At 59.8% G+C, this 22,801-nt stretch carries 28 protein-coding genes; 13 read left to right on the top strand and 15 right to left on the bottom strand.

The window, feature by feature from the left end; all coding sequences use genetic code 11:
- Nucleotides 1-40 precede the first annotated feature (40 nt).
- From H097_RS14820 to H097_RS14810, 3 genes are read left to right on the top strand one after another with little or no spacing between them, the layout of a single operon-like run.
- Nucleotides 41-736: an AzlC family ABC transporter permease gene (locus tag H097_RS14820; RefSeq protein WP_032860728.1), complete on the top strand. Its 696-nt coding sequence runs from the start codon at nucleotides 41-43 to the stop codon at nucleotides 734-736.
- Nucleotides 733-1,044 (top strand): AzlD domain-containing protein, encoded by a 312-nt coding sequence (locus H097_RS14815; RefSeq protein WP_032860621.1) that lies wholly within the window; start codon nucleotides 733-735, stop codon nucleotides 1,042-1,044. Before H097_RS14820 ends, H097_RS14815 begins: the two co-directional genes overlap by 4 nt.
- Before the next feature lie 39 nt (nucleotides 1,045-1,083).
- On the top strand, nucleotides 1,084-1,437 hold the full coding sequence (locus tag H097_RS14810) for a hypothetical protein (RefSeq protein WP_032860619.1): 354 nt from the start codon (nucleotides 1,084-1,086) through the stop codon (nucleotides 1,435-1,437).
- 137 nt (nucleotides 1,438-1,574) lie between these two features.
- Here the strand turns inward: H097_RS14810 and H097_RS14805 are convergent, their stop codons facing one another.
- The 10 genes from H097_RS14805 to H097_RS14765 all read right to left on the bottom strand — a co-directional run bounded on the left by H097_RS14805 (nucleotide 1,575) and on the right by H097_RS14765 (nucleotide 10,448).
- Nucleotides 1,575-2,279 (bottom strand): YoaK family protein, encoded by a 705-nt coding sequence (locus tag H097_RS14805; RefSeq protein WP_032860618.1) that lies wholly within the window; start codon nucleotides 2,277-2,279, stop codon nucleotides 1,575-1,577.
- 80 nt (nucleotides 2,280-2,359) lie between these two features.
- Nucleotides 2,360-3,994, bottom strand: coding sequence for an ABC-F family ATP-binding cassette domain-containing protein (locus tag H097_RS14800; protein WP_032860617.1), 1,635 nt, complete (start codon nucleotides 3,992-3,994; stop codon nucleotides 2,360-2,362).
- A gap of 312 nt (nucleotides 3,995-4,306) precedes the next feature.
- Nucleotides 4,307-5,386, bottom strand: coding sequence for a molybdenum ABC transporter ATP-binding protein (modC, locus tag H097_RS14795; protein WP_032860727.1), 1,080 nt, complete (start codon nucleotides 5,384-5,386; stop codon nucleotides 4,307-4,309).
- Between the two features lie 5 nt (nucleotides 5,387-5,391).
- Complete coding sequence (gene modB / locus H097_RS14790) at nucleotides 5,392-6,072, bottom strand: molybdate ABC transporter permease subunit (RefSeq protein ID WP_032860616.1); 681 nt, start codon at nucleotides 6,070-6,072, stop codon at nucleotides 5,392-5,394.
- Nucleotides 6,073-6,825, bottom strand: coding sequence for a molybdate ABC transporter substrate-binding protein (gene modA, locus H097_RS14785; protein ID WP_032860615.1), 753 nt, complete (start codon nucleotides 6,823-6,825; stop codon nucleotides 6,073-6,075).
- A gap of 111 nt (nucleotides 6,826-6,936) precedes the next feature.
- Entirely contained in the window at nucleotides 6,937-8,001 is a 1,065-nt protein-coding gene (locus tag H097_RS14780) for a nitronate monooxygenase (protein WP_032860614.1), read from the bottom strand.
- A gap of 83 nt (nucleotides 8,002-8,084) precedes the next feature.
- The gene (ada, locus tag H097_RS14775; protein WP_032860613.1) at nucleotides 8,085-9,161 is read right to left on the bottom strand and encodes a bifunctional DNA-binding transcriptional regulator/O6-methylguanine-DNA methyltransferase Ada; all 1,077 of its coding nucleotides are present in this window, start codon (nucleotides 9,159-9,161) and stop codon (nucleotides 8,085-8,087) included.
- A gap of 86 nt (nucleotides 9,162-9,247) precedes the next feature.
- The gene (gene alkB, locus H097_RS14770) at nucleotides 9,248-9,916 is read right to left on the bottom strand and encodes a DNA oxidative demethylase AlkB (RefSeq protein WP_032860612.1); all 669 of its coding nucleotides are present in this window, start codon (nucleotides 9,914-9,916) and stop codon (nucleotides 9,248-9,250) included.
- A gap of 32 nt (nucleotides 9,917-9,948) precedes the next feature.
- A complete protein-coding gene (locus tag H097_RS28430) occupies nucleotides 9,949-10,116 on the bottom strand; it encodes a hypothetical protein (RefSeq protein WP_090293131.1) in 168 nt (55 codons plus the stop codon).
- Nucleotides 10,117-10,145: 29 nt separating this feature from the next.
- Nucleotides 10,146-10,448, bottom strand: a complete 303-nt coding sequence (locus tag H097_RS14765; protein WP_003173824.1) for a DUF1883 domain-containing protein — start codon at nucleotides 10,446-10,448, stop codon at nucleotides 10,146-10,148.
- 212 nt (nucleotides 10,449-10,660) lie between these two features.
- On the opposite strand from H097_RS14765, the gene H097_RS14760 reads away from it, so the two are divergent.
- From H097_RS14760 to H097_RS14745, 4 genes are all read left to right on the top strand, one after another.
- Nucleotides 10,661-11,011 carry a hypothetical protein gene (locus H097_RS14760; protein WP_029294633.1) on the top strand — a complete coding sequence of 117 codons (351 nt, stop codon included), beginning with the start codon at nucleotides 10,661-10,663 and terminating at the stop codon, nucleotides 11,009-11,011.
- A 183-nt stretch (nucleotides 11,012-11,194) separates the two neighbouring features.
- On the top strand, nucleotides 11,195-11,845 hold the full coding sequence (locus tag H097_RS14755; RefSeq protein ID WP_032860610.1) for a c-type cytochrome: 651 nt from the start codon (nucleotides 11,195-11,197) through the stop codon (nucleotides 11,843-11,845).
- Nucleotides 11,842-12,765 carry a c-type cytochrome gene (locus H097_RS14750; RefSeq protein WP_032860609.1) on the top strand — a complete coding sequence of 308 codons (924 nt, stop codon included), beginning with the start codon at nucleotides 11,842-11,844 and terminating at the stop codon, nucleotides 12,763-12,765. Before H097_RS14755 ends, H097_RS14750 begins: the two co-directional genes overlap by 4 nt.
- A gap of 74 nt (nucleotides 12,766-12,839) precedes the next feature.
- A complete protein-coding gene (locus tag H097_RS14745) occupies nucleotides 12,840-13,070 on the top strand; it encodes a hypothetical protein (protein WP_032860607.1) in 231 nt (76 codons plus the stop codon).
- A 9-nt stretch (nucleotides 13,071-13,079) separates the two neighbouring features.
- Here H097_RS14745 and H097_RS14740 read toward each other — a convergent pair whose 3' ends face one another.
- Nucleotides 13,080-13,361, bottom strand: coding sequence for a hypothetical protein (locus H097_RS14740; RefSeq protein WP_032860605.1), 282 nt, complete (start codon nucleotides 13,359-13,361; stop codon nucleotides 13,080-13,082).
- A gap of 145 nt (nucleotides 13,362-13,506) precedes the next feature.
- Nucleotides 13,507-13,692: a hypothetical protein gene (locus H097_RS14735; RefSeq protein ID WP_032860603.1), complete on the bottom strand. Its 186-nt coding sequence runs from the start codon at nucleotides 13,690-13,692 to the stop codon at nucleotides 13,507-13,509.
- A 309-nt stretch (nucleotides 13,693-14,001) separates the two neighbouring features.
- Between H097_RS14735 and galU the strand changes: the two genes are divergently transcribed.
- Both galU and gorA read left to right on the top strand, forming a co-directional pair.
- Nucleotides 14,002-14,841: a UTP--glucose-1-phosphate uridylyltransferase GalU gene (gene galU / locus H097_RS14730; protein ID WP_029294645.1), complete on the top strand. Its 840-nt coding sequence runs from the start codon at nucleotides 14,002-14,004 to the stop codon at nucleotides 14,839-14,841.
- Nucleotides 14,842-14,942: 101 nt separating this feature from the next.
- Nucleotides 14,943-16,301, top strand: a complete 1,359-nt coding sequence (gorA, locus tag H097_RS14725) for a glutathione-disulfide reductase (RefSeq protein ID WP_032860601.1) — start codon at nucleotides 14,943-14,945, stop codon at nucleotides 16,299-16,301.
- Here gorA and H097_RS14720 read toward each other — a convergent pair whose 3' ends face one another.
- Nucleotides 16,302-17,309: a DNA-binding protein gene (locus H097_RS14720; protein WP_032860600.1), complete on the bottom strand. Its 1,008-nt coding sequence runs from the start codon at nucleotides 17,307-17,309 to the stop codon at nucleotides 16,302-16,304.
- A 194-nt stretch (nucleotides 17,310-17,503) separates the two neighbouring features.
- Between H097_RS14720 and H097_RS14715 the strand changes: the two genes are divergently transcribed.
- From H097_RS14715 to ahpF, 3 genes are all read left to right on the top strand, one after another.
- Nucleotides 17,504-18,436, top strand: coding sequence for a site-specific integrase (locus H097_RS14715; RefSeq protein WP_032860599.1), 933 nt, complete (start codon nucleotides 17,504-17,506; stop codon nucleotides 18,434-18,436).
- 132 nt (nucleotides 18,437-18,568) lie between these two features.
- Nucleotides 18,569-19,132, top strand: a complete 564-nt coding sequence (gene ahpC / locus H097_RS14710; RefSeq protein WP_010210361.1) for an alkyl hydroperoxide reductase subunit C — start codon at nucleotides 18,569-18,571, stop codon at nucleotides 19,130-19,132.
- A 127-nt stretch (nucleotides 19,133-19,259) separates the two neighbouring features.
- The gene (ahpF, locus tag H097_RS14705; RefSeq protein ID WP_032860598.1) at nucleotides 19,260-20,813 is read left to right on the top strand and encodes an alkyl hydroperoxide reductase subunit F; all 1,554 of its coding nucleotides are present in this window, start codon (nucleotides 19,260-19,262) and stop codon (nucleotides 20,811-20,813) included.
- Between the two features lie 65 nt (nucleotides 20,814-20,878).
- On the opposite strand, the gene gloA is transcribed toward ahpF, so the two are convergent.
- Nucleotides 20,879-21,400, bottom strand: coding sequence for a lactoylglutathione lyase (gloA, locus tag H097_RS14700; RefSeq protein ID WP_032860597.1), 522 nt, complete (start codon nucleotides 21,398-21,400; stop codon nucleotides 20,879-20,881).
- A gap of 199 nt (nucleotides 21,401-21,599) precedes the next feature.
- Here gloA and H097_RS14695 point away from each other — a divergent pair, with 199 nt between their 5' ends.
- Complete coding sequence (locus H097_RS14695; RefSeq protein ID WP_032860726.1) at nucleotides 21,600-22,136, top strand: DUF4946 domain-containing protein; 537 nt, start codon at nucleotides 21,600-21,602, stop codon at nucleotides 22,134-22,136.
- A 201-nt stretch (nucleotides 22,137-22,337) separates the two neighbouring features.
- Here the strand turns inward: H097_RS14695 and H097_RS14690 are convergent, their stop codons facing one another.
- Nucleotides 22,338-22,703, bottom strand: coding sequence for a histone-like nucleoid-structuring protein, MvaT/MvaU family (locus H097_RS14690; protein ID WP_029294664.1), 366 nt, complete (start codon nucleotides 22,701-22,703; stop codon nucleotides 22,338-22,340).
- Nucleotides 22,704-22,801 lie beyond the last annotated feature (98 nt).

Here is a 22,801-nt window from a genome sequence, read left to right as displayed (position 1 = left end):
TGCCATGCTTGTCGACTGTCTGTCGATGAGCCTGTTGTCCATGCCTACTGCCTTGCCGCATTACGCTTTCGCCCGTGGTGCGATTGCGATCATTCCTCTGTCGTTGGCCTGTGCCCCGTGGGGCCTGCTGGCCGGTTCCCTGGCGATTGACGCCCAGTTCACCCCGTTGGAAAGCCAGGGCCTGTCGGCCATTGTGTTTGCCGGTGCCGCGCAGTTGGTGGCGATTGGCATGGTCAAGAGTGGTGCCAGCCTGATCGCCATTTTGCTCACCACCTTGCTGCTGACCTCCCAGCACTTGCTGTATGGCATGCATATGCGCGCAACGCTGTCGCCCTTGCCGGCGCGGTGGCGCATGAGCCTGGGCTTTTTGCTGACCGACGAGTTCTTCGCCCTGGTCAGCCAGTACGACCGCCAGACCTTCAACCGCTGGTATGCCCTGGGGGTGGGCCTGACGTTCTACGTGGCCTGGAACCTGTTTACCCTGGCCGGTATCGTCCTCGGCAAGAGCATCCCCAATTTGGATCAACTGGGCCTGGAGTTCTCCATCGCCGCGACCTTTATCGCCTTGATCACCCCGGTAGTGCGCGATGTGCCGACGGTGGTGTGCGTGGCGGTGGCCTTGCTGTTCTCAGTGCTGCTCAGCTACTGGCACTGGGAGTCGGCGGTGGTGGTGTCGGGGTTGCTGGGGATGAGCGCAGGGTATGCCTGCAAACGCTTGGGAGTGGGGCAGCGATGATTTTTGTGATGATTATCGGCATGGGCCTGGCGGTGTTTTTCAATCGTTACCTGTTTTTGGAACCGCGTTTGCCAGTGCGCCTGAATCGCGGCGCGCGGGAGTTTCTCGGGTTCGCGGTGCCGGGTATGTTGACGGCGATTTGTGGGCCGATCATCTTCCTGGCCGAGCACAAGCTCAACCTGAACCCCACCAACCCCTATCTGCTGGCCGGTATCTGTGCGGTGGCCCTGATGTTCTGGACCCGCAGCGTATTGATCACGGTGTTGTTGAGCATGGCGCTGTTCTATCTGTTTCGCTGGTTGTTGTAGGCAGTGGTACAGTCGCGTTTTTTTCAAGGAAGCGATGGCATGCGGAAGGTGGTGATAGGTGCGTTGGTCCTGGCGGCGCTGGCCGGTTGCGCAGGTTCGAAGATGAAAGACGCACGCTCTGGCGCGCCCTATAAAACCCTGGCTTCCGACAAGGCCGCGCTGGTTGTCGCCCAGTGCATTCAGTTCGGCTGGCAGGACGAGGCGGTGTTCGGCGTCGATGCCGGCGGCTTCATGGAGCCAGCGCAAGGCGGTGGCCATACGGTCTACACCACGGGCGGTAACTACTTTGTCGATGTACAGAGTGCTGGTACCAGCACCACGGTCCGTTACTACGCCGCCGAGGACAATTGGGCCACCAAGCGTCGCCTGGCAGCCTTGGCGACCTGCCTGTAAGTTGTTTCCTTAGATTTCTTCAGAAATACCCGGCGGACACACCGCCGGCTTTGCCTTAAAATGCCTGCGCTTGCCCGACATGATGGCTCTTTACCAGTACATGGACGTCGAGGCCTTAATGTCGGGCAAGCACCTTTTCAGCGTGGCATATACCCCAAGTGCCAGCGCCTGGGAATCTTCAGCGACGCCAGGCCCAGCAGCGCCGACAGCAGGCCGCTGACCAGCAGTGCCTTGATCCCCATCTGATGCTCCAGCAAGGCGCCGATCACCGCGCCGACAAACATCCCGGCCCAGGGAATCAACTGGACACGCCAGCCATTGCGCCGCTCCCCCAGCATCCAGCGCCCCAGCCCGCGACCGAAACGCGACAACGCGCCGGTCACATAAGTCAGCCCCACGGGCAGGCCATTGACCTGTTCCACCGCCGCATTGAGCATGCCCATAGCAATGATTGCGGCGAGCACGGCCGGCAACTGCTCGGTCATCGGCCACGCCGCTGCCCCGCACAACAGCGTGGCAATACACAGCAACAGCGGCAACGCGTGGCGCTTGCTGAGACGGCTGATGATCACGCCCAGTGCGTTCCCCAGAATAAACGTCGCCACCAGCAGCGTCAGGCGACCGGTCAGCCCCAGGTCGCCTTCACTGATTGCCACTGCCAGCCGGGTGGTGTTGCCGCTCATGAACGAGACAAAGTCGCCACTGGCCATAAAGCCGATGGCGTCGGTCATGCCGGCCAGCACCGAAAGGCTGGCCACCAGCGCCAGCCCGATGCGGCCGCGCCATTTGTGCTGGTGTTGCAGGGCGGCATTGACCATGGGTTTAGGGGAGGAGGGCAGCACGGCGAGAGGTTCCTCAATGAGATTATCCGGCCACTACCGTAGGACGCTTTCCTGCGGACTGCAATGACCTGGCACATCCTTCAATTCACCTCCAGCTGCCATCCAGAGGCTGCCCAGGTCAGGACGTGAGTTGGCTTGAGCGCCTTGAGAAACGCCGCATCATGGGAGACCGCAATCAGCGCGCCGGCAAATCCTTGCAAAGCCTGTTCGAAAGCCAGGACCGACTCCAGGTCCAGGTGGTTGGTGGGTTCGTCCAACAGTAACAGTTGTGCTGGGATCTTGCGCCATAAGGCAACCGCCATGGCGGCCTTCAAGCGTTCACCGCCGCTGAGTTGGCCGATGGGTTGAGTCACACGCAAGGCGTCCAGGTGCAACAGGGCCAGGCGGGTGCGCAGTTCGGCTTCGGCCAGTGGTGTGTCCATCAGTCTCAGTTGTTCGACGATTGATTGGCGGTCGTCGAGTAGGCTCAACTGCTGGTCGAGATAGGCACAGGGCACGTGAACCGTGCATTCGCCGCTGATGGGTTGCCATTGGCCGGCCAACAGCTTGAGCAAGGTGGATTTACCGCAGCCGTTCGGCCCGTTGACGGCGACCCGAACCGGCCCGCACAAGCTAGCGTTGATCAAGGTACTCGGCGCGTGGGGATCGAGCCAGGGCAACTGGGTGTCGACCAGGGTTGCGACCTGGCGGCCCGCCGGCAGTGGCATGCCGGGCAAGGCCAGGAAAGTCGGCGTTTCGTCGATCACTCGTTCATGGGCCGAGCGCACACGCTCGTTCAAGGCCTGTTTGTGCTGCACATGGGCGCTGCGCACGTGGCTGACGATTTCGTTGGCGGCGCCTTTCCACCTGGATTTGGTGAAGGCATCGACATTGGCGGTCTCGGCATGTTTACGGGAGCTGGCAGCGTGGCGCTGGAAGCTGTCGAGGTCCTTTTTCAGGCGCTGGTGCTCGCGACGTCGATCCAACCGGGCGTGCTCCAGGGCCGCCTGGGCGGCGTGCTGTTCGGCATCACGCTGCGCACGATAGTCGTCGTAGTTGCCGCCATACAGCCGGGCACCGAGGGGTGACAATTCGATGATCCGCCCCAGGGTGTTGAGCAGGTGTCGGTCATGGCTGACCACGACCAAGGCGCCACGCCAGGCGCCGAGGGTCGCCAGCAGCCAGTCGCGGCCGGCGCTGTCGAGGTGGTTGGTGGGTTCGTCGAGAATCAGCAACTGCGACGCACACAGCAGGGCGCCAATCAGGGCGACCCTGGCCAGTTGGCCGCCACTGAGTTGCTCGGCGGGCTGATGGAAGTCGATCTCGGGCAAGCCGGCACCGTCCAGCGCCTGGCGTAGGCGTTCGGCCAGGTCCCAGCGATCATCGATCAGTTCCAGGTCTTCAGGCAGCGCTTGCCCTTTGGCCAGGCGCTCAAGAGCCGCCAGGATTGGCGCGCAACCGCTGACCTGGGCCACGGTCTGCCCAGGCAACAACGCTATGGTTTGTGGGATATAGGCGATACGGGCCGAGGATTTGATAACGCCGCTGGAAGGAAGAAGCACGCCGGCCAGCAGGCGCGCCAACACACTCTTGCCCATGCCATTACGGCCGACAATTCCGGTCGGGGTGTGATCGATAGACAGGTTGAGGTCTTCCAGCAGCGTCTCGCCATTGGCGAACTGGAAACCCACGTGATGCAAGGAAACAAGTACAGGCAGCCGGTTGACGTCAGTCATCAGCACCTCCAGAACAATGTGGCACAAGCCAACAAGCGCGCCAGGCGGCTCGTTGCGTTTACATGTTGGAAGGCTTAGTGGTTCACGTCGGCGGTCGTCCTGATATAGGAAAGGACCGGTAGCCTAGCGCAGTTGCGTCATATTTCCTACGCCTGTGGCAAGGCCAATACCACCTGTAGGAGCGAGCTTGCTCGCGAAGGGCGTGAACGATAACGCGTGTATGCAGGGTAAACGCGGCGCTCTCAAGTTTTTCGCGAGCAAGCTCGCTCCTACAGTTGTTCAAGAAACATCGCCAGCCCCACCTCTTCCCGTTCAAGCCAATACCGCGACCGCCTTGATCTGTGCCCACAGCACCTGGCCGGGATGCACCTGCAATTGGTCCCGCGAGTAACGGGTGATCCGCGCCAGCAACGGCGTCCCCGCTGCGTCGAGCCGCACCAGTACATGCGCACTGTTATCGGCAGGGATTTCCTGGGTCACGGTCACGGGCAGGCAGTTGAGGATACTGCTGTGCTCCCCGGGTTGCAGGCTGAGGCTCACATCCCGTGCCCGGACCTTGAACCGCAGGTGTTTGCCCAAATCGAGCGGGGCATGGGCTACGCGCATTTGCAGCGGGCTGTCGGGCAGTTGCAGGGTCAGCAATTGATAGTGGGCGTCATGGCCACTGACCGTGCCATTGATCACCACGCCAGCATCGTCGCCCAGGGCCAGCGGCAGGTCGAGCCGCGCCAGGGTTTCGCCAATCGGGCCACTGGCCAGGGCCTTGCCCTCACTGAGCAGGACAAGGTGGTCGGCCAGGCGTGCCACTTCATCCTGGGCATGGCTGACATACAGCACCGGGATTTCCAGTTGCTCGTGCAGGCGTTCCAGGTACGGCAGGATTTCGCCTTTGCGTTGGCTGTCGAGTGCGGCCAGGGGCTCGTCCATCAGCAATAGCTGCGGGCTGGTGAGCAGGGCGCGGGCGATGCCGACGCGTTGGCGCTCGCCGCCGGACAAATGCTGTGGATGGCGATCCAGCAAGTGGCCGATGCCCAGCAATTGCGTGGCCTGGGCCAGGTCTACGCGGCGCTGGGCCTTGGGGATGCGCTTGAGGCCGAACGCCAGGTTGGCCAGCACCGACAGGTGGGGAAACAGGCTGGCCTCTTGAAACACATAGCCGAGGGCGCGTTTGTGCGGTGGCACAAACACGCCGTTGTGGCTGTCTTGCCAGACTTGATCGTTGATTTGCACAAAGCCGTCGCTGGCTCGCTCCAGCCCGGCAATGCAGCGCAGGCAGGTGGTCTTGCCCGAGCCGGAATGCCCGTAGAGCGCGGTCACGCCACGCCCCGGCAATTGTAGGTCGACGTCCAGGGCAAACCCGGAATAATTCAGTTGCAGGCGTACCTCAATCATCGACATCAGCTCCAGCCTGCCTTGGTTTTACGGCTGGAGTAGAGCGCCAGCAACACCAGGAAAGAAAACACCACCATGGCTGCGGCGAGCCAGTGGGCCTGTGCATATTCCATGGCTTCGACGTGATCGTAGATCTGCACCGAGACCACGCGGGTCTTGTCGGGGATATTGCCGCCGATCATCAGCACCACGCCGAACTCGCCCACGGTATGGGCAAAACCGAGGATCGACGCGGTGATAAACCCGGGACGGGCCAGGGGCAGGATCACCGTGAAAAACGTGTCCCAGGGATTGGCCCGTAACGTGGCAGCGACTTCCAGGGGGCGGCTGCCGATGGCCGAGAACGCGTTCTGCAACGGTTGCACCACAAACGGCATGGAATAGATCACCGAGCCAATCACCAGGCCGGCGAAGCTGAAGGTCAAGGTGCCCAGGCCCAGCCATTGGGTGAACTGCCCGAGGTAGCCATGGGGGCCCATGGTCAGCAGCAGGTAGAAGCCAATCACAGTGGGAGGCAGCACCAGCGGCAGGGCGACGATCGCGCCGATGGGGCCGCGCCACCATGAGCGGGTGTGCGACAGCCACAGGGCAATCGGAGTGCCGATGACCAGCAGGATCACAGTGGTCAGCGACGCCAGTTTCAGGGTCAGCCAAATGGCAGAGAAGTCGGCACTCGATAGCGGCATTTACAATTGATAACCGTAGGATTTGATAACCGCGGCAGCTTTTGGCCCCTTGAGGTAGTCAACCAGTGCCTTGGCGGCCGGGTTGTCCTTGCCTTTGTTGAGAATCACCGCGTCCTGTTTGATCGGGTCATGCATCTGGCCGGGAACGATCCACGCCGAGCCGCTGCTGACTTTGCCGTCTTTATAGATCTGCGACAAGGCGACAAAACCCAACTCGGCATTGCCGGTGGACACAAATTGATAGGCCTGGGTGATGTTCTGGCCTTCGACGAGTTTGCTCTTGACCTGTTCGGTCAGGCCCAGCTTGGCCAGCACCTGGGTGGCGGCGAGTCCGTAGGGTGCAGCCTTAGGGTTGGCGATCGACAGGTGCTGGTAGTCATTTTCCTTCAGGACAGCGCCCTTGGCATCCACATAGCCTTCCTTGGCCGACCACAGTGCCAGGGTGCCCACGGCGTAAGTGAAGCGCGAGCCCTTGACGGTGTCGCCTTCGCTTTCGAGCTTTTGCGGGGTGGTGTCGTCGGCGCTGAGGAACACTTCAAATGGCGCGCCGTTCTTGATCTGGGCATAGAACTGCCCGGTGGCCCCGTAGGCGGCGACTAGTTTGTGCCCGGTGTCTTTTTCAAAGTCGGCGGCGATGGCCTGGATCGGTGCGGTGAAGTTGGCGGCAACCGCCACTTGCACTTCGTCGGCATGGGCCGAGCCGAGGGTGAACAGGGCGATCAGGGTGGCCAGGCGTGAGGCACGAATCATCATGAAGCAGCTCCTTGGGGGGGCCGACGTGGCGGCTTGTTATCGTTAATCGCTATGTACGGGAATATATAGCGGTTCGCCATCGTCGGTACAGTGCAAAGTTGTCTCAGGGGCTTAACCCTTGTTGAGTTGCATCAGGGCTTGCCGGGCCAGGTCCAGGGTCAGTTCGCGGGTTGTCAGGTCTTGCCCCAGGCGCAGTGCCTGGCCGGCCCACAGGCTGCTGAAACCGGCCTCGTCCAGGGCGCGCAATGGCATCAAAGCACCGCCAGCCAGTGGAAACGCTGGGGCGGTGGGATTGATCGGTCCCAGTTCGCGCATCACCCGATTGACAATGCCTCGCGCCGGGCGCCCGGTAAACAGATTGGTCAGTGCCGTATCGCTGGCCTGGGCGCTGTGCAGCGCCTGGCGGTGTGCGGGCGTGATGGTGGCTTCGGGCGTGAACAGATACGCCGTGCCGATCTGCACGGCCGAAGCCCCGAGGGCGAATGCAGCGACGATCCCCCGCGCATCGCCAATCCCACCGGCGGCGATCACCGGCACGCTGACGGCATCGACGATTTGCGGCACCAGGGCCATTGTTCCGATCTGGCTGGTAAGGCGGTCGCTGAGAAACATCCCGCGATGCCCCCCGGCCTCGTAACCCATGGCGATAATCGCGTCACAGCCATGCTGTTCCAGCCAGATGGCCTCTTCGACGGTGGTGGCGGACGACACTACTTTCGCCCCGGTGGCCTTGACCCGGTCCAGCAGGGCTTTTTCCGGCAGGCCGAAGTGAAAACTGACCACTTCGGGGCGGAACTCTTCCACCACCTCGCAGCTGGCATTGTCGAACGGTGCGCGGTTGGAGACCGGGGTGGGCGCTTCAAAGTCGGCACCCAACTCACGGTAGTAAGGCTCCAGCAGGTCCTTCCACTGGCAGTCGCGCTCGGGGTTGGGGGTCGGTGGCTGATGGCAGAAGAAGTTGACGTTCAACGGGCGGTCGCTGGCCTGGCGAATGGTGATCAGGGCCTGGCGCAGTTGCTCGATATTCAACGTGGCCGCTGGCATCGAGCCCAAGGCGCCGGCCGCACTGGCGGCGATCACCATCTGTGGGCTGGTGCTGCCGGCCATGGGGGCCTGGATGATCGGCAGTTCAATGCCCAGCAGGTCAAGAATCCGGGTGTCTGGCCAGGTGCTCATGGATCGTTTCTCCAGGGGTGGAACGCTCAGGAAGGACTGCCCGGCATTTTTAACAGGGGCGGCCAGGGCAAGGCCAGTTTGTATTATTCACTGGACGCAGGTGGCTGTTCATGCGGGGTGCGGCGTTCGCGCTGGAGCAACTGCTGCTTGCGTTCCACGCCCCAACGGTAGCCCGAAAGATGGCCGTCGCTGCGCACCACGCGGTGACAGGGAATCGCCACGGCCAGGCTATTGGCACCACAGGCCTGGGCCACGGCGCGAAAGGCGCTGGGTGCGCCGATACGCTTGGCGATGTCGGCATAGCTGGCGGTGCTGCCCACCGGAATTTCCCGCAGTGCTTGCCAGACCCGCTCCTGGAAAGCGGTGCCGCGCAGATCCAGAGGCAGGTGCAGGCCCAGGGCTGGTGCTTCGATAAACCCCACCACCTGGGCGATCAGTTGTTCAAATCCAGGGTCGGCACCGATCACATTGGCCTGCGGGAATTGGTCTTGCAGGTCGCGCGCCAGTTGGTCCGGGTCGTCGCCCAGGAGGATCGCGCAGACTCCGCGATTGCTCTGCGCCACCAGTATCGCGCCCAGGGAACACTCGCCGACGGCAAAGTGGATATCGTTATGGGTGCCACCGGCCTTGTAGTCGCTGGGTTTCATGCCGAGTAACTGGTCGGCTGATTCATAGAAGCGGCTGTTTGAGTTGAAGCCTGCGTCGTACAGCGCATTGGTCACCGACTGATTGTCTTGAAGGTGGGCCCGCACCTTGCGTGAACGATGGGCGTGGGCGTAGCCCCTTGGCGTCAGCCCGGTCAGGGTCTTGAACACCCGGTGAAAGTGGAACGGGCTCAAGCCGGCGCCGTTGGCCAGGTCTTCCAGGGAGGGCAGGGTCTGGGCCTGCTCGATGTGGCGGCAGGCGGCAGCGACCAAGTGTGCATGGCGTTGTGCAACCTGGGTTTGATCGGCCGAGGTACGTTTGTTGGGGCGGTACCCGGCCGCTTCGGCTTGCTGTGGCGTGTCGAAGAATTCGACGTTTTTGCGCAGCGGCTGGCGTGCGCTGCTGCTGGGCCGGCAGTACACACCGGTAGTCTTGACCCCATAGACGAAGGCCTGGTCGGCCGCGGGGTCGCGGGCGACAATGGCCGCCCAGCGCAGATCATCTTCAGTGCTCATGGCAGTAGCTCGGCAAGGGATCAATGGCCAGGATAATCGCTACGGTGGGGCCGGACACTCCGTTGCTTGCGGTTGAATTCACCGGGTCAGCCAGCCGCGCGAAACGTCAGGTTGATCCGTTGTGGCCCCATGCGCGGGTGCACGCCTTCCTTGATTGGCAGCACACCATGAAAGCGCAGGCGATCGACGCCGCCCCATACCGCCACGTCGCCATGGAACAGTGAGATCTTGCGCGGCTTGTCACTGCGCTGATGGCCGCCGAACAGAAACACCGCTGGCAACCCCAGCGACACCGAGACCACGGGCGCACTGAAGTCACGCTCGTTCTTGTCCTGGTGCAGCGACATCCTGGCGCCTGGTACATAGCGGTTGATCAGGCAGGCGTCAGGCGCAAAGCCATCAAACCCTGCGGCGGCGGCAGCCGTTATCGCCAACTCACGCAGCCCATCCGGCAACTTGGGCCAGGGCAGTTGGCGCTCGGGGTCGATGGGGCTGTAGCGATAGCCCTGGCGGCTGGTGGTCCAACCCAGCTCGCCGCAACTGCTCAGGGCTGCCGACATGGTAAACCCGCCGGGGGTGACCATGTGCCGGAACGGTGACTGGGTCAGGACTGCGCGCAACTCCGGCAACAAACGCTCAAGCCAGGGCAGGGCATAGCCTCTGAAAACGTAGGATTGTTCGCCGATTTGTTCACGACCGGCCGGTTGTTGCAGGGCATCGTCGTTGAACAGATCGGCGGTGGAATGAGTGTCCATCTTGCAGAATCACTCCGTCGCCGGTAATGGTTTTACAGGGCCTTGCTCACGGTGATTTCAGTGATTTCATCACTGGCATCGTGAATTTTCGCCAGGGCCTCTTGGGCCTCTTCGACGCTGGCCGCGTGCAACTGGGCAAATTCGAAACGGCGTTCACCGTTGAGTTTGTACTTGATGACGTATTTGGTGGTTTGAGTCACGGTCATTCCTGTGGCTTGGGGCCGCGCAATCAGCTCAGTTTGGTGCTGGTGCGGCGGACAATGCGGATTTTATGGGACAAGGCCGGCTTGCGGGTGACGCTGATGGCACGGCGCGTCACGACATCCAGGGTGATGTTCCAGAACCCGGTGCTGGGCGCGGTGATCTTGGCCGGAAACTTGTCGAATGCGCCACCGTGATAAGTGTGGCGACCACCATTTTTGAAGCTGCGAAAATTCGCATCGCTCATCAGGCGGATATTGCAGGTCTGCGAGCATTCAATGACGACAATGTCCCCTTCGTTCAAGTGTTCGCGCTGGTGGATGAATTTCATGGGGGTGTCTCCAGAAGGGCTTTTTCTGAAAAATCAGAACGATACGTAGGTTAAGATGGAGTTTATCAGCCCCAGCACGTTTATTATCGGGTCGTCGTCGACGTCTTCGACAATTTAAAACAGTTATTTACCGATATATCAGGGATAAATCCTACGTGGGCGGGAGAAAAATACCATCTCCGCTGTCGTAGGGTCTTTATCGGAGGTTTTGTATGAAGTGGAGTGTATTGGTTCTGGCCCTGGCAATAGGTGGATGTGCTTCGGTTTCAGACATCAAGCAGACACCGCCAACCCTGGCGGTTATCTCCGGGAAAAAACCGCAGGAATACGCGGCATGTGTGGTGCAGAAGCTGTCTTCGACCCGTCGTCCGTCGCAGATCGAGCCTCACAAGGAAGGTGTGCGCGTGATTGTGCCGCAGAAGTTTTCTGCTGACCCATCCGCCATTTTTGAAATTGAAGACCGCTCCAGTGGTAGCAGCATCAAGCTCTACGAGAGCATGTCCAATGTGCCGATTCGCCCGGGTGACGTGAAGAAAGCTGCGGAAGACTGCATTTCCGGCTGAGCCCACGGCGCCGCTCATACGCGATCAGCTCCGATCAATAAGCCTGGCACTGCGGTTGTAGTGCCGGGCTTTTTATTGTCTGAGATTTCTTACGCGACGGTTGTGACTGTCCGCTCATTACCCTACCATTTGTAGGCTTATGCATTGTAGGTCTAAGCATATAACTATAAAAATGGAGTCGTGATGATGTCTGTGGAGAGAGTGTTGATGGGTGGCGCCCTGCTGCTCATGCTGGGCAGCGCGCAGGCGCTGGAGGGCAAAAAGGTTTTCAATGAAGGTGGCGCGCAACCTGGCGCGGCCGCTTGCATGGCCTGTCATGGTGCGGATGGCCTGGGGTTGGCCGCGGCGGGTTTCCCCAGGCTGGCGGGGTTGCCGGCGGCGTATTTGAGCAAGCAACTGCATGACTTCAAGAGTGGCGCGCGCAGCAACCCGGTGATGACGTCGCTGGCCAAGGCGCTTACCGAGGAAGAAATCGCGGCGGTGAGCCAGACATTGGCGGCGATGCCGGCGCCGGTCGCGCCTGCCGGCCATCGCAGTGCCACTCCGACCAATCCAGCCGAAAAACTGGCGCTACAAGGCGCCTGGGAGCGGCAGATTCCTGCGTGTGTGAGCTGTCATGGCCCGTCGGGTATCGGTGTTGGCGAGGCGTTTCCGCCGCTTTCCGGGCAATCTGCCGCCTATCTGGTCGCCCAGCTCAATGCCTGGCGCAGTGGCACCCGGCACAATGATCCCAATGACCTGATGGGGCATGTGGCCAAATCCCTCACGGAGGATGAAGTGCAGGGGATTGCCAACTACTTCGCCTCCTTGCCTGGCCAGGAGGTCAAGCCATGAAGAACCTGTCATTTGTACCCGTGTTGGCTGCGTTGATCAGTGTGCAGGTGTCGGCGGCACCGATCGCCATGGAGGATCAGTCGCAATTGCAGGTGCCAGCTGCGGCTCCAGTGGCCACGGCGTTTCAGCCACCCCAGGAAAGCGAGTTGCCCGACAACGCCTACGGAAAGCTGGTGATGCAGGGCTATGCGTTGTTTGTCGATACCAAGCGCCTGGCCCCGCAGTTTGTCGGCAACGGCCTCAACTGCAGCAACTGCCACCTGGATCAGGGGCGCCTGGCCAATTCGGCGCCGCTCTGGGGCGCGTACCCGATGTACCCGGCCTATCGCAAGAAGAATGACAAGGTCAACACCTTCGCCGAGCGCCTGCAGGGCTGTTTCCAGTTCAGCATGAACGGCGGCAAGCCACCGGCCGCGGACAGCCATGAGATTACCGCGCTGTCGACCTATGCCTATTGGTTGGCGAGCAAGGCGCCACTGGGTGTGGAGTTGCCAGGGCGCGGTTACCCCGAGGTGCCGCAACCGGCCAAGGGCTACAACCTGGCGCAGGGTGCCGAGGTGTACAAGGCTCAGTGTGCGGTGTGCCATGGCGCCGAAGGGCAGGGGCAGAAGGTGGGCGACAGCTATGTGATGCCACCGTTGTGGGGTAAGGATTCCTACAACTGGGGGGCAGGCATGCATCGGATCAACACGGCGGCCTCCTTTATCAAGCACAACATGCCGCTGGGTAAAGGCGGCAGCTTGACCGACCAGCAGGCCTGGGACGTGGCAGCCTACGTCAACCGCCACGAGCGCCCGCAGGACCCACGCCTGGTGGACGGTTCGGTGGAGAAAACGCGCATCAAGTTCCACGCCAATGACGGCGTGAATCTGTATGGGCAAACGGTCGATGGCGTGCTGATTGGCCAAGGCATCCGTTAAACTATTGGCAGACCACAAAAAATGCCGCTCAAACCCCGGGGTTTGAGCGGCATTGTCATTCTGGAAAACCAATTATGAAACGTGAACGCGTTAGAGAGCGGCATGCAGAGGGTCACATCTCTGCGACCCATGTGATTCAAAATCCGGCCAACTCGGGGGAATGGATTGTGTTTTTCAAGAAAAGCGGCGGGCGCAGCTTTTTCCTGGTGGATGACCAGGATGAGGTCGAATCCTTTGAGCGCCTGGATGACCTGATCGACACCATTCGTGGGCTTGGGATCAAGTTCGCCGAGATTCACATGTAACCGCCCGGGTTACTTGCAGACCACCACCACGCTGCGGCCTTTGAAATTGCCGACATCCGCGCCCAGGGTCTTTTCGCTGTCGTTCAAGGCTGGCGTGCCTTCGGTGCCGACGATGCGGTAACCGGTGCCTGCACAGGACGCGTCGGCTTTTTCGTAGCAACTGGCCCAGGAATTGGCCTCGCCCGAACAATCAATGGTCAGGCCCTGTTCGCCGTTTTTCAGATAAATGTCGGAAGTGGTGGTGCAGCCGGCGAGCGCCAGGACCGTTGTCAGTGCCAGGATCTTGTTCATCTAAGGGTCGTCGTTCAGAAGTGTTGAGGGGCGTGCTGACACTGGTGTGGGGCGTTTTCAGCGAGATTATAGCGAACGGCCATCAAGGTACAGACAAACACTAAAAAGCCCCGTTTGCCGGGGCTTTTTGCGCAGTTGCGGTGGCTTACTTGGTCTTGGGTCTTTTGCTCGACGCGTGACCGGCCTCGTCCACAAACACTTCAGCTACCGCAATAGCCTGGCTTTCAGTCGCGAAGGTCCCGGCGACGCTGTCTCCGTGAAAATTGATCAGGTGCCAGCCGTCTGCTCGCTTAGTGATCAGGTAGCCGTTTACGCCTTTGGGTTCTGACATCGATTAACAATCTCGTGGTCTGGTTCAAGTGGGCAATGATAGCGCCAAATGCCGTGGGGGAGCGTAAGTTGTTGCAGGTCAGTGCCGAACCCCATAAAGCGTGCTAAAAAGGATATGGCCCTTTGAAATCAGGGGCAGGCTGGTTTTTTCCAGTGCCGCTGGGGTCGCTTGTTTGAACACGGGCGGAACTAACGCCGACATTTTTTCTCTATGTTGACATCGCAACGCCAGCAGCGCCCATTGTAAGGTGGCTGCGGCCTGATTAGACTGCGCCGAATTTCGTACGCACAGCCCTTATTAAGGACTTTTATGATCAAGAAATGCTTGTTCCCAGCAGCCGGTTACGGTACTCGCTTCCTGCCAGCGACCAAGGCCATGCCTAAAGAAATGCTGCCGGTGGTAAACAAGCCACTGATCCAGTACGGCGTCGAAGAGGCACTGGATGCCGGGCTGAACGAAATCTCCATCGTGACCGGCCGTGGCAAGCGCGCGCTGGAAGACCACTTCGACATCAGCTATGAGCTGGAAAACCAGATCAAAGGCACCGACAAGGAAAAGTACCTGGTCGGTATCCGCAAGCTGCTCGACGAGTGCTCGTTTTCCTACACCCGTCAAACCCAGATGAAAGGCCTCGGCCATGCCATCCTCACCGGTCGCCCACTGATCGGCGACGAGCCGTTTGCCGTGGTATTGGCGGATGACCTGTGCGTGAACCTGGAAGGCGACGGTGTCTTGACCCAGATGGTCAAGCTCTACCAGAAATACCGCTGCACCATCGTTGCGGTGCAGGAAGTCGATCCTTCGGAAACCAACAAGTACGGCGTGATCGCTGGTGACGATATCGGCGATGGCCTGATTCGTGTACGTGACATGGTCGAGAAACCGGCGCCGGAAGACGCCCCGTCGAACCTGGCGATCATTGGTCGCTACATCCTGACCCCGGATATCTTCAAGCTGATCGAAGAGACCGAGCCAGGCAAGGGCGGCGAAATCCAGATCACCGACGCCCTGTTGAAGCAGGCCAAGGACGGTTGCGTCATTGCCTACAAGTTCAAGGGCCGTCGTTTTGACTGCGGTGGCGCAGAAGGCTACATCGAGGCGACCAACTTCTGCTACGAGCACTTCTACAAGACTGGCAAGGCTTACTGATTCAAGCAGTGCCTGTTGAGTCTCAAGAAAGCCACCTTCGGGTGGCTTTCTGGTTTTTTGGGCGCAAGCGGGTATCCTGATGCCCTGCCGAGGAGAGTGAAATGGCCTACGATTTTGATCTTTATGTAATTGGCGCCGGTTCTGGCGGTGTACGAGCGGCGCGGTTTGCCGCCGGGTTTGGCGCAAAAGTGGCCGTGGCGGAAAGCCGCTACCTGGGCGGGACTTGCGTCAACGTTGGCTGTGTGCCGAAAAAGCTGCTGGTCTACGGTGCGCACTTTGCCGAAGATTTCGAGCAGGCCAGTGGCTTTGGCTGGTCCTTGGGCGAGGCTGATTTTGATTGGGCGACGCTAATCGCCAACAAGGATCGCGAGATCAATCGCCTCAACGGGATCTACCGCAACCTGTTGGTCAACAGCGGCGTGACCCTGCATGAAGGCCATGCGCGCCTGACTGGGCCCCATGAAGTCGAGATCAATGGCGAGCGCTTCACGGCCAAGAACATCCTGATCGCCACGGGCGGCTGGCCGCAGATCCCAGAGATCCCAGGGCATGAGCACGCCATTGGTTCCAATGAGGCGTTCTTCCTTAAAGCACTGCCCAAGCGCGTGCTGGTGGTTGGCGGCGGTTATATCGCGGTGGAGTTCGCCGGGATTTTCCACGGGCTGGGCGCGCAGACGTCGCTGCTGTATCGCGGTGATCTGTTCCTGCGAGGGTTCGATGGTGCGGTGCGCAAGCACTTGCAGGAAGAGCTGACCAAGCGTGGCCTGGACCTGCAATTCAACGCCGATATCGCGCGTATCGACAAGCAGGCCGATGGCAGCCTCAAGGCCATCTTGAAGGACGGTCGTGTGCTGGAGGCCGATTGCGTGTTCTATGCCACCGGCCGGCGCCCGATGCTGGATAACCTGGGCCTGGAACATACCGGGGTCAAGCTGGACGAGCGTGGTTTTGTCGCGGTCGATGATCTGTACCAGACCGCCGAATCGTCGATTCTGGCCATTGGTGATGTGATTGGTCGCGTGCAGTTGACGCCAGTGGCCTTGGCCGAAGGCATGGCCGTGGCGCGTCGTCTGTTCAAGCCTGAGCAATATCGCCCAGTGGACTACGCGATGATTCCTACGGCGGTGTTCAGCTTGCCGAATATCGGTACCGTGGGCCTGAGCGAAGAGCGGGCCCGGGCTGATGGGCATAACGTGCAAATCTTCGAAAGCCGTTTCCGGCCGATGAAGCTGACCCTGACCGAGTGTCAGGAGCGCACGTTGATGAAGCTGGTGGTCGATGCAGACACCGACAAGGTGCTGGGTTGCCATATGGTCGGGCCGGATGCGGGCGAGATCGTCCAGGGGCTGGCGATCGCCCTCAAGGCGGGGGCGACCAAGCAGCATTTCGACGAGACCATTGGCGTGCATCCTACGGCGGCGGAAGAATTCGTCACCATGCGCACGCCAGTGGCTGGCTGATCAGTCCTCGGTTGTTGCCTCTGGCGCCGTTGCAACGACGGCAGCCAGGCGCAGCGCCTCGATGGTGGCCTGGGCCTTGATCAGGTCCAGTTCTACAGTCTTGTGGGTGTGCTGCTGCTTGGTCAGCGCGTCCTGGCGTGACTGGCTGTCCAGCACGGCAACCCGCAGACGCTCCTGGAGCAAGGTGCGTTCGCTCTCGATCAGGCTTACCTGTTCGCTCAGCTTGAGTTGCTGGGCTTGATCCTTGCGGCTTTGCTCTTGTAGGGCGGCCAATTCCTTTGCCGTTATCCGGTGTTCAATCAATAGCCGCTCATTGTCACGATGCAGCTGGGTGATTTCATCCTGACGCACCATGGCGCTCTGCTGCGCCTGGCGCAATTCAGTCTGGAGTTGTTGCAGTTGGCCTTCATGGCGACGTTGCTCCTGCTCGCGCTGGTCCTTGATGGCGTTGCGGTAGTGCTCAAGGGCATCGCGGGCGTGCAGGTGTTTTTCTTCCAGTGAGCGAATCTGTTCGTCCTTATCCGTAATCCGTAGCTCGTAGTCACTGCACGCCTGGCTGAGCCCGGCGTTGCGGGTTTGTTCGGTCTGCAGGCTGGTGCTGGCGGTTTGCAGGGCGGCGCTTTCTTGCGCCAGGGCGGCGGCCTGGATATCCAATTGCTGTTGGAGCTGGCTGTGTGCTGCTTCAAGTGTTTCTACCTGGGTGAGCAGGGCGGTTTTCTGCTGCTCGAACTGCGCCAGGGCCAGGTCGATGGGCTCCTGGGCCTTTTCTTTCAGGCGCTGGGCCAGGCGTGAGACCAGTTCGCCAAGCTCATCATCGAGGGGCGCCTCGGTGATGGTGAGGCGGGTTTCGCTCTCGTCCAGTTCCTTCAAATAGCGGTGAATGGTGGTTTTCGAGCCGGTATTGCCCATCTCGATGCGTACGGCGTCGATGCTGGGGTTCTCGCCGCGGGCGAGGATTGCCAGGCGTGCCGTTTGAACTACTGCTTTATTGATGCCGCCGCGAGCCATGGGGTCTCCGTCGATTTAGTACTGTGGTATGTAGTATGTATATACGTACTATATCATGAATAACAAAACGTATAAATTGATGAGTTATAAGATGGGATATTGGCGTATTATCCCGTGTCAGTGCCCATTGGACTCAATTGCAGCCCAATGTCCGTACACCAATCCCTGTAGGAGCCGGCTTGCCCGATAGCGGTATGAGTGAACTTGATCGCTACCTGAACGCCGCCACCCGTGACAACACCCGCCGCAGCTACCGCGCGGCTATCGAGCACTTTGAAGTGACTTGGGGTGGTTTCCTGCCCGCCACCAGCGACAGCGTGGCGCGTTACCTGGTGGCCTATGCTGGAGTGTTATCGGTCAATACTCTGAAACTGCGCTTGTCGGCGCTGGCGCAATGGCATTCCAGCCAGGGCTTTCCCGACCCCACCAAGGCGCCGGTAGTGCGCAAGGTGCTCAAGGGGGTTCGCGCCTTGCATCCCGCCCAGGAAAAACAGGCCGAACCCTTGCAGCTCCAGCACCTGGAACAGGTGGTTGGCTGGCTTGAACGCGAAGGCGAGCAAGCCCGAGCTGCCGGCGATCGCCCGGGCTGGTTGCGCGCCAAGCGCGACGCGGCATTGATCCTGCTGGGCTTTTGGCGCGGCTTTCGCAGCGATGAGTTGTGCCGGCTGCAGATCGAACACGTGCAGGCGGTGCAGGGCGCGGGCATCACCTTGTACTTGCCGCGCAGCAAGAGTGATCGTGAAAACCTCGGGCGCACTTATCAAACCCCCGCGCTGCTGCGCCTGTGCCCCGTGCAGGCCTACATTGAATGGCTGAGTGCCTCGGCCCTGGTGCGCGGCCCGCTGTTTCGCGGGATTGATCGCTGGGGCAATCTGGGGGAGGAGGGGTTGCATGCCAATAGCGTGATCCCGCTGCTGCGCCAGGCCCTTGAGCGTGCAGGCATTGCCGCCGAGCAGTACACCAGTCACTCCCTGCGCCGTGGCTTTGCCACCTGGGCCCATCGCAGCGGTTGGGATTTGAAGTCGTTGATGACGTATGTCGGCTGGAAGGACATGAAGTCAGCCATGCGCTATGTTGAAGCGACGCCCTTTCTTGGCATGACTCAGATCCGCGATCCGCTGCTTTAAGATTTCTTCTATTAATACAGTGTGTTGATAGCCAAAACCAATCGGCAGCATCAGGTTTGCCAATGAGCCATCGGCGATGAGACTGGGTAGGATTCACTCATCAACTTACTAACCCCTGACGGAGAGTCAACGATGCCTATCATCAACAGCCAAGTAAAACCGTTCAAAGCGACCGCTTACAAAAACGGCAACTTCGTAGACGTGTCGGACGCTGACCTGAAAGGCAAGTGGTCTGTCGTATTCTTCTACCCAGCCGACTTCACTTTCGTTTGCCCAACCGAACTGGAAGACCTGGCTGACAACTACGCCGAATTCCAGAAACTGGGCGTCGAGATCTACAGTGTGTCCACCGACACCCATTTTGCCCACGCTGCCTGGCACAACACCTCGCCAGCCATCGGCAAGATCCAGTACACCATGATCGGCGACCCGACCCTGACCATCTCCCGCAACTTCGACGTGCTGATCGAAGAAGCTGGCCTGGCAGACCGTGGCACCTTCGTGATCAACCCAGAAGGCCAGATCAAAATCGTTGAGCTGAACGACGGCGGCGTTGGCCGTGACGCTTCCGAGCTGCTGCGCAAAATCAAGGCTGCCCAGTACGTCGCTGCCCACCCAGGCGAAGTGTGCCCAGCCAAGTGGAAAGAAGGCGAGGCTACCCTGGCTCCGTCCCTGGACCTGGTCGGCAAGATCTAAGTCTGTGAAGTATCAAGGGCGGATTACCGCACCTAAGTAAGCTGCATTCGCCCTCAAAACGCCCGGGCGAGATTCGCTCGGGCGTTTTTTTGTCTGCAATAAACCGAATTAATAGGAAATCGCCCGTATGTTGGACGCCAATCTTAAAGCTCAGTTGAAGTCATACCTGGAACGGGTCACCCAGCCGATCGAGATCGTCGCCTCCCTCGACGACGGTGCGAAATCCCAGGAAATGCTTGCTCTTTTGCAGGACGTAACCAGCCTCACCACGCTGATTACCCTGAAAACCGATGGCAATGACGGGCGCAAGCCGTCGTTCTCCATCAACCGCCCGGGTGCCGATATCAGCCTGCGTTTTGCCGGTATCCCCATGGGTCATGAATTCACTTCGTTGGTGCTGGCCCTGCTGCAAGTCGGTGGCCACCCCTCGAAGGCCAGTGTCGAAGTGATTGAACAGATTCGCAGCCTTAAAGGTGAGTTCAACTTCGAGACTTACTTCTCGCTGTCCTGCCAGAACTGCCCGGACGTGGTCCAGGCGCTGAACCTGATGGCGGTGCTCAACCCGAACATCCGCCATGTCGCGATTGATGGCGCGCTGTTCCAGGCTGAAGTCGACGAGCGCCAGGTCATGGCGGTGCCCAGCGTCTACCTCAACGGGGTGAACTTCGGCCAGGGTCGCATGGGCCTGGAAGAAATCCTCGCCAAGCTGGATACCAGCGGCATCGAAAAGGCTGCCGAAAAAATCAGCGCCAAGGACGCCTTTGATGTACTTGTCGTCGGTGGTGGCCCGGCCGGTTCTGCGGCTGCAATCTACGCTGCACGCAAAGGTATCCGCACCGGTGTGGCCGCCGAGCGTTTTGGTGGGCAAGTGCTGGACACCATGTCCATCGAAAACTTCATCTCGGTGCAGGAAACCGAAGGCCCGAAACTGGCGAGCGCCCTGGAAGCCCACGTGCGTCAGTACGACGTGGACATCATGAACCTGCAGCGTGCCAGCAGCCTGGTCCCGGCGAAAAATCCCGGCGAGTTGCATGAGATTCGCTTCGAGAGCGGTGCGACCCTCAAGTCCAAGACCGTGATCCTGGCGACTGGTGCGCGCTGGCGTGAAATGGGGGTGCCGGGCGAGCAGGAATACAAGGCCAAGGGCGTATGCTTCTGCCCGCATTGCGATGGTCCGCTGTTCAAGGGCAAGCGTGTGGCGGTGATCGGCGGCGGTAACTCCGGCGTTGAAGCGGCCATCGACCTGGCTGGTATTGTCAGCCACGTGACCTTGCTGGAGTTCGACAGCAAGTTGCGCGCCGACGCTGTGTTGCAGCGCAAGCTCTACAGCCTGCCAAACGTTGACGTGATCACCAGTGCGCTGACCAGCGAGGTCAAGGGGGATGGCCAGAAAGTCACCGGCCTGGCCTACAAGGACCGCGATAGCGGCGAGTTCAAGACCATCGACCTGGAAGGCATCTTTGTGCAGATCGGTTTGCTGCCCAACACCGATTGGCTCAAAGGCACGGTGGAGCTGTCACCCCGTGGCGAAATCATTGTCGATGCCCGTGGCGAGACTTCACTGCCAGGCGTATTTGCCGCCGGTGACGTCACGACGGTGCCGTACAAGCAGATCGTGATTGCGGTGGGTGAGGGTGCCAAGGCTTCCCTGAGTGCTTTTGATCACCTGATCCGAGCGTAAGGCCTGCAACTAAAAAGCCCATGAGCGATCATGGGCTTTTTTGTGGGTGCAGCTTTTGTGGGTGTTTACAGCGGCGCTGGCTGGATGATTTCGACCCAGTACGCATCCGGATCCTTGATAAACGCCAGGCTTTTCATGCGGCCATCAGTCAGGCGCTTCTGGAAGTCACAGCCCAGCGCTTCAAAGCGCTCACAGGCCGCAACGATATCCGGCACCGAAATGCAGATATGGCCAAAGCCGCGCGGGTCGGTGTTGCCATTGTGGTAGGCGAAGTTGGCATCGTTTTCGGTGCCGTGGTTGTGAGTCAGTTCCAGGATGCCCGGGATCGACTTCATCCACTGGGTGCGTTCGGCGGCATCGGCGGGGATCTGCGCCTTGTCGACCAGGGCAAGGAAGTACAGGCTGAACTCAGCTTGCGGGAAGTCGCGCTTCTCAACCAGGGAGAACCCCAGGACGCGAGTGTAGAAATCCAGCGACTTGGTGATGTCCTTGACCCGCAACATGGTGTGGTTGAACACGAAGTTCGACGTGGCGGTGTCGGGTTGGGCAGTGACGCCCGGGAAGGTATTCAATTCGTGCAGGCTCATGGGCCCTCCAGAAAAAATGGGGCAGACGCAGCTCGTGACTTGAGCGGTCCTTTGGCTTGCGGCTGACAGGCATCCGTGCAGCCGGGCCATGATACGCAAGCCGCGCCGGCCGCGCCAAATGAAAAAGCTTACGCGGGCCTTGCGACCATCCCACGAGCAGGCTCAAACTTTACGGCTTGAACTTCGAGTGTTTTTTGCAATGAGCCGATCGAACAAACCGCTGTTGAGCACCTTGTGCCTGATCTTGGCCAGCACTGCTGTACTGGCGGCAGATCCCGAGATTCATTGGCCTAGCGGCTGGCAGGTAGAAGAAGTGGTGCCGGATGCCGACGCGCCGGCCACGCCGTCACCGGTATCTCGCCAGCGTGCAATAAAGAACAATGAAAACGGCGAGACACAGATGGTCATGGAGCTGACGGGTACACCGATCGAGCCTGGACATGTGGTCAATCTGCAAGGTGTGCTGCTTCAGATGCGCAAGTCTATCCAGAAGGACTTTGCCCGCAGTGGTTATCAAAGTGTTTGTAACAAGATGCACTCGACCACTTTAAGTCGCCTTGAGGCGCTGGAAACTACCTGCGTCGTTACCGAGAACGGTCGGCATGTGCTCTCGCAAACACTGGTGGGCGCTGTTGATACGAATAAGGCCTATGTTTTTTCATACGCCGGACACGCTGATGCTTATGCGGCGAGTAAGGAAGAAGTCAGTTCGGTGCGTGCAAGCTTGAAACTTTGATGGGTGAAGGCTAGATGCCTGGCCTGGTTCAGTGACGATTAGCGCACAACTATCCGGCATTGGCGCTCAGCGCCCGCTGGGCGGGTTTGTACCCACTGGAATGTATTTCAAAATTCACTTTCGAAAACCACAGGGTTTGAAAGCGAAGCGCAAAAACAAAAAAGCCCTGCGTCTGCAGGGCTTTTTATTAGTGCGCCAGTATTAGCCGCGAAGCCAGGAGTCTACAGTGGCTGCGCCATACTGTTCTTTCCAGGCTTTCAGGCCGCGGTGGTTGCCGCCCTTGGTTTCAATCAGTTCACCCGTGTGCGGGTTGTGATACACCTTGACCACGCGTGCACGGCGGGTTTTTGGTGCGGCAGCTACCTGGATGCCCGATTTGCCTGGGTTTGGATCAAGGATGGAAATGATGTCGCGCAGGCTCTTGCCGTAGGTTTTCATCAGCCCTTGAAGTTTTTCTTCAAATTCGATTTCTTTCTTCAAACCAGCGTCGTTCTTCAGGGATTCCAGCTGGGCGAGCTGCTCTTGAAGGGCTTTTTCTGCTGCGCGAAATTCGGCGAGTCTGGACAAAATCTTTACTCCAATAGTGTATTTGGCTGATACCAACTGCAAACAAAGCTATAAGCCAAGAGCCTCAGCGTGACTCGGTAAAAAGTGGCTCTCCTGCC

This window comes from Pseudomonas sp. FH4, from assembly GCF_000510915.2.
GTDB classification, from domain to species: Bacteria; Pseudomonadota; Gammaproteobacteria; order Pseudomonadales; family Pseudomonadaceae; genus Aquipseudomonas; species Aquipseudomonas brenneri.
Note: the sequence above shows the minus strand (reverse complement) of the source record. Positions and strands in the feature narration are given on the sequence as shown.